At 71.3% G+C, this 4,156-nt stretch carries 3 protein-coding genes and 1 pseudogene; all 4 read left to right on the top strand.

All coding sequences use genetic code 11. The annotated features are described in order from the left end of the window. A pseudogene (bchD, locus tag L2I40_RS19775) lies at positions 1 to 202 on the top strand (magnesium chelatase subunit D); the annotation flags it as partial. 3 nt (positions 203 to 205) lie between these two features. Then, on the top strand, positions 206 to 1,144 hold the full coding sequence (bchO, locus tag L2I40_RS19770) for an alpha/beta fold hydrolase BchO (protein WP_237216900.1): 939 nt from the start codon (positions 206 to 208) through the stop codon (positions 1,142 to 1,144). A 14-nt stretch (positions 1,145 to 1,158) separates the two neighbouring features. Beyond that, positions 1,159 to 2,202, top strand: coding sequence for a phytoene/squalene synthase family protein (locus L2I40_RS19765; RefSeq protein ID WP_237216899.1), 1,044 nt, complete (start codon positions 1,159 to 1,161; stop codon positions 2,200 to 2,202). A gap of 75 nt (positions 2,203 to 2,277) precedes the next feature. Further along, a complete protein-coding gene (gene bchE / locus L2I40_RS19760) occupies positions 2,278 to 3,987 on the top strand; it encodes a magnesium-protoporphyrin IX monomethyl ester anaerobic oxidative cyclase (RefSeq protein ID WP_237216898.1) in 1,710 nt (569 codons plus the stop codon). Positions 3,988 to 4,156 lie beyond the last annotated feature (169 nt).

Raw genomic sequence — 4,156 nt, 5'->3', positions numbered from 1 at the left:
GGCGGCGGAGGCGGATGCGCTTGCCGCCGCCGCGCCGATCCGCCTTGCCGGAATCCCCGCGCTGCTGGTGGACACCGCGCCGCGCCCGCATCCCTTCGCGAAGCGCGTCGCCGAGGCGATGGGCGCGCGCTACCTCCCGCTGCCCGCGGCCGACGCCGCGCGTCTCTCCGGCGCCGTCGCCGCCGCGCGCCCCGCTGCGTGACCCATGCCGGACCGTCCGTCCTGGGAGCATGACGGCCGCGACTGGCCCAATCGCGAGGCCAGCCGCTTCGTCAGCGCGGGCGGCCTGCGCTGGCATGTGCAGCTCGTCGGGCCAAAGGGGGAGAATGTCCCGGACCTGCTTCTGGTCCACGGCACGGCGGCCGCGACGCATTCCTGGCGCGACCTGATCCCTCGCCTCGCCACGCGCTTCCGCGTCATCGCGCCCGACCTGCCGGGCCACGGCTTCACCGACCTGCCGCCACCGCAGCGCCTTTCCCTGCCCGGCATGGCGAACAGCCTTGCGCATCTGCTGCAGGCGCTGGAGGCGAAGCCGGCGCTCGCCGTCGGCCATTCGGCGGGTGCGGCCATCCTGCTGCGCCTCGCGCTCGACGGCCGCATCGCGCCGGCCAGCATCGTCAGCCTGAACGGCGCGCTGCTGCCGCTCGGCGACCGGCACGCGGCCTTCTTCACCAAGGCCGCGCGGATGCTCGCCTCGCTGCCCTTCGTGCCGAACCTGATGGCCTGGCGTGCCTCGAACCGCGCCGTGGCGGAGAGGCTCCTGCAGGACACCGGCAGCCGGATCGAGACGCGCGGCGTGGACCTCTATGCCCGCCTGTTCCGCCACACCTCCCATGTCTCGGCGGCGCTCGGGATGATGGCGAACTGGGACCTGCTGCCGCTGCTGCACGACCTGCCGCGCCTCGGGCCTCGCCTCGTGCTCGTGGTCGGCGAGCGCGACCGCAGCATCCCCCCCGCCCAGGCCGAGCGCGTGCGCCAGCGCCTGCCGGCCGCGACGATCATCCGGCTGCCGGGCCTCGGCCATCTCGCGCATGAGGAGAAGCCGGACCAGGTCGCCGACCTCCTGCTGCGGCTGCACGACGCCCCGGCGACGGATTCGGTCTCGCCTTCCGTGTCAACCATGCCTTACAGTCGGGCCGGTTGAGCCGGGACCCCCGCATGCCGCCTGCCACGCCCGAGACCGTGCATGCCGACATGGCGGCCTGCCGGATGATGCTGTCGGGCGGCTCCAAATCCTTCGCCGCCGCCGCGCGGCTGCTGCCGAAGCGCGTCGCGGAGCCCGCGACGGCGCTCTACGCCTTCTGCCGCGTCGCCGACGACATCATCGACGAGGGCGGTGGCGCCGATGCGCTCGCCGAACTGCGCGCGCGGCTCGACGGCATCTATGCCGGCCGCCCCGTCGGCCATCCAGCCGACCGCGCCTTCGCGCGCATCGTCGCGCGCCACGCCATCCCGCGCGCCCTGCCGGAGGCGCTGCTGGAAGGCCTCGCCTGGGACGCCGAGGGCCGCCAATGCGTGGACGAGCCGGCGCTCGAGGCCTATGCGGCGCGCGTCGCCGCGGCGGTCGGCGCCATCATGACGCTGCTGATGGGCGTGCGCGATCCGCAGGCCATCGCGCGCGCCTGCGACCTCGGCGTCGCGATGCAGTACACCAACATCGCGCGCGACGTCGGCGAGGATGCGCGCAACGGCCGACTCTACCTGCCGCATGACTGGCTGCGGGAGGAGGGGATCGAACCCTCGGACTTCCTCGCCGATCCCGCCTTCACGCCCGCCCTCGGCCGCGTCGTGGCGCGGCTGCTCGCCACGGCCGACGCGCTGTATCGCCGCGCCGAGGCGGGCATCGCCCTGCTGCCGCCCGATTGCCGCTCCGGCATCGCGGCGGCGCGCTTCGTCTATGCCGAGATCGGCCGGCAGGTGGAGCGGCAGGGGCTCGACAGCATCTCGCGCCGCGCCGTCGTGCCGGCGCATCGCAAGCTCCGGCTGATGGCGCGCAGCCTCGGCCAGCTCCGCCTGCGCCCGGGCGACCGGGAGGCCCCGGCCCTGCCGGGCACCGCCTTCCTGGTCGATGCCGTGGTCGCCATGCCGCCGGCCGAGCAGCCGGTTTCGGGCTTCCGCGGGCGCGTCCTGTGGGCGGTCGAGCTGTTCGACCGGCTCGACCGGATGGAACAAGCCATGACCGGACCTGTCAGGCCGGCTTGACACACATCAAGGTCAACTTCCCCCGTCACGGGTGAGGATGCGCCCGGGCCGGCACGGGCCGGCGGGAGCGTCCTGATGCGCATCGTCCTCGTCCATCCGAACTACCATTCCGGCGGCGCCGAGATCGCCGGCAACTGGCCGCCCGCCTGGGTCGCCTACCTCGCCGGCTTCCTGAAGCGCGAGGGCTACACCGACATCACCTTCATCGACGCGATGACCAACCACCTAACGCACGACCAGGTGCGCAACCGCCTGCTCGAGCTGAAGCCCGACGTCATCGGCGCCACCGCGATCACGCCGGCGATCTACGAGGCTGAATCGCTGCTGAAGCTGGCGAAGGAGACCTGCCCGGACGCGGTCACCGTGCTCGGCGGCATCCACGGCACTTTCATGTACCCGCAGGTGCTGACCGAGGCGCCGTGGATCGACGTGGTGGTGCGCGGCGAGGGCGAGCAGGTGCTGCTCGACCTCGTGCGCTGCATCGACGAGGGCCGCTGGCCGGCGGAGCGCGACACCGTCAAGGGCATCGCCTATGCGCGCGACGGCGAGATCGTCGCGAACGCCGCGGCACCCCCGATCGCCGATGTCGACCGCATCACGCCCGACTGGGGCATCCTCGACTGGTCGAAATACATCTACATCCCGATGAACACGCGCGTCGCCATCCCGAATCTGGCGCGCGGCTGTCCCTTCACCTGCTCCTTCTGCAGCCAGTGGAAGTTCTGGCGCGATTACCGCGTGCGCGACCCGAAGAAGGTGGTGGACGAGATCGAGGATCTGGTGCGGAACCACGGCGTCGGCTTCTTCATCCTCGCCGACGAGGAGCCGACCATCCATAAGAAGAAGTTCGTGCAGTTCTGCGAGGAGCTGATCGCGCGCGACCTGCCGGTCCTGTGGGGCATCAACACGCGCGTCACCGACATCCTGCGGGACGAGGCGCTGCTGCCGATGTATCGCAAGGCGGGCCTCATCCACGTGTCCCTCGGCACGGAAGCGGCGGCACAGCTGAAGCTCGACCGCTTCAACAAGGAGACGACGGTCGCGCAGAACAAGAAGGCCATCCAGCTGCTGCGTCAGAACGGCATCGTGGCCGAGGCGCAGTTCATCGTCGGCCTCGACAACGAGACGCCGGAGACGCTGGAAGAGACCTACCGGATGGCCCTGGACTGGGATCCAGACATGGCGAACTGGGCCATGTACACGCCCTGGCCCTTCAACGACCTCTTCAAGGAGCTCGGCGACAAGGTCGAGGTGTTCGACTTCTCGAAGTACAACTTCGTGACGCCGATCATGAAGCCGGAGGCGATGGACCGCGCCACGCTGCTCGACCGGACCATGCACAACTACCGGCGCTTCTACCTGCGCAAGACCTTCCTGGGCTACCCGTGGATCAAGGACAAGGTGCGCCGGAAGTACATGCTCGGCTGCCTCTGGGCCTTCGCGAAATCGGGCTTCCAGCGGACCTTCTACGACCTCGGCAAGGTCGGCTACTGGGGGCCGCAATCGAAGAAGACCGTGGATTTCCACTTCGACGAGACGCGCACGCTGGAGGCGCAGGCGGCCAAGGCGCCGCACAACGCGATGTGGAAGACGATGCATCGCCCCAAGGCGAAGCTGCCGGCGGCCAATGCGGCCGCGGCCAAGGCCTGCGGCGGCGGCACCGAGCAGCTCGAGGAGAACGACGAGAGCGCGCGGATGGAGCCCGCGGTCGCCGCGCAGGTGAAGGCCTGCGGCGGCGGGACGCAGCAGCTGCCGGAATCGGTGCAGACCCCGGCGCGGGACTGAGGCGTTGGACGGCGGCGCCGCGCTTGCGGGGCGCATCGGCCCGAACGCCGTCACGCGGCTGGCGGAGGCGCTCGGGCCCGATCGCGCGCGCGACATCTTCGGCGCGGCGGGTCTCCTGCGGCGCCTCGCCGAGCCGCCCGGCCGCATGGTGCCGGAAGCCGAGGTGGTG

This window comes from Falsiroseomonas oryziterrae (assembly GCF_021864505.1).
Taxonomy (GTDB): Bacteria; Pseudomonadota; Alphaproteobacteria; order Acetobacterales; family Acetobacteraceae; genus Falsiroseomonas; species Falsiroseomonas oryziterrae.
This window is presented reverse-complemented; position numbering and strand designations above follow the sequence as displayed.

Excerpts from the sequence above, each read along its gene's own strand:
- bchO (WP_237216900.1), top strand. The coding sequence starts at position 206 with ATGCCGGACCGTCCGTCCTGGGAGCATGACGGCCGCGACTGGCCCAAT.
- L2I40_RS19765 (WP_237216899.1), top strand. The coding sequence starts at position 1,159 with ATGCCGCCTGCCACGCCCGAGACCGTGCATGCCGACATGGCGGCCTGC.
- bchE (WP_237216898.1), top strand. The coding sequence starts at position 2,278 with ATGCGCATCGTCCTCGTCCATCCGAACTACCATTCCGGCGGCGCCGAG.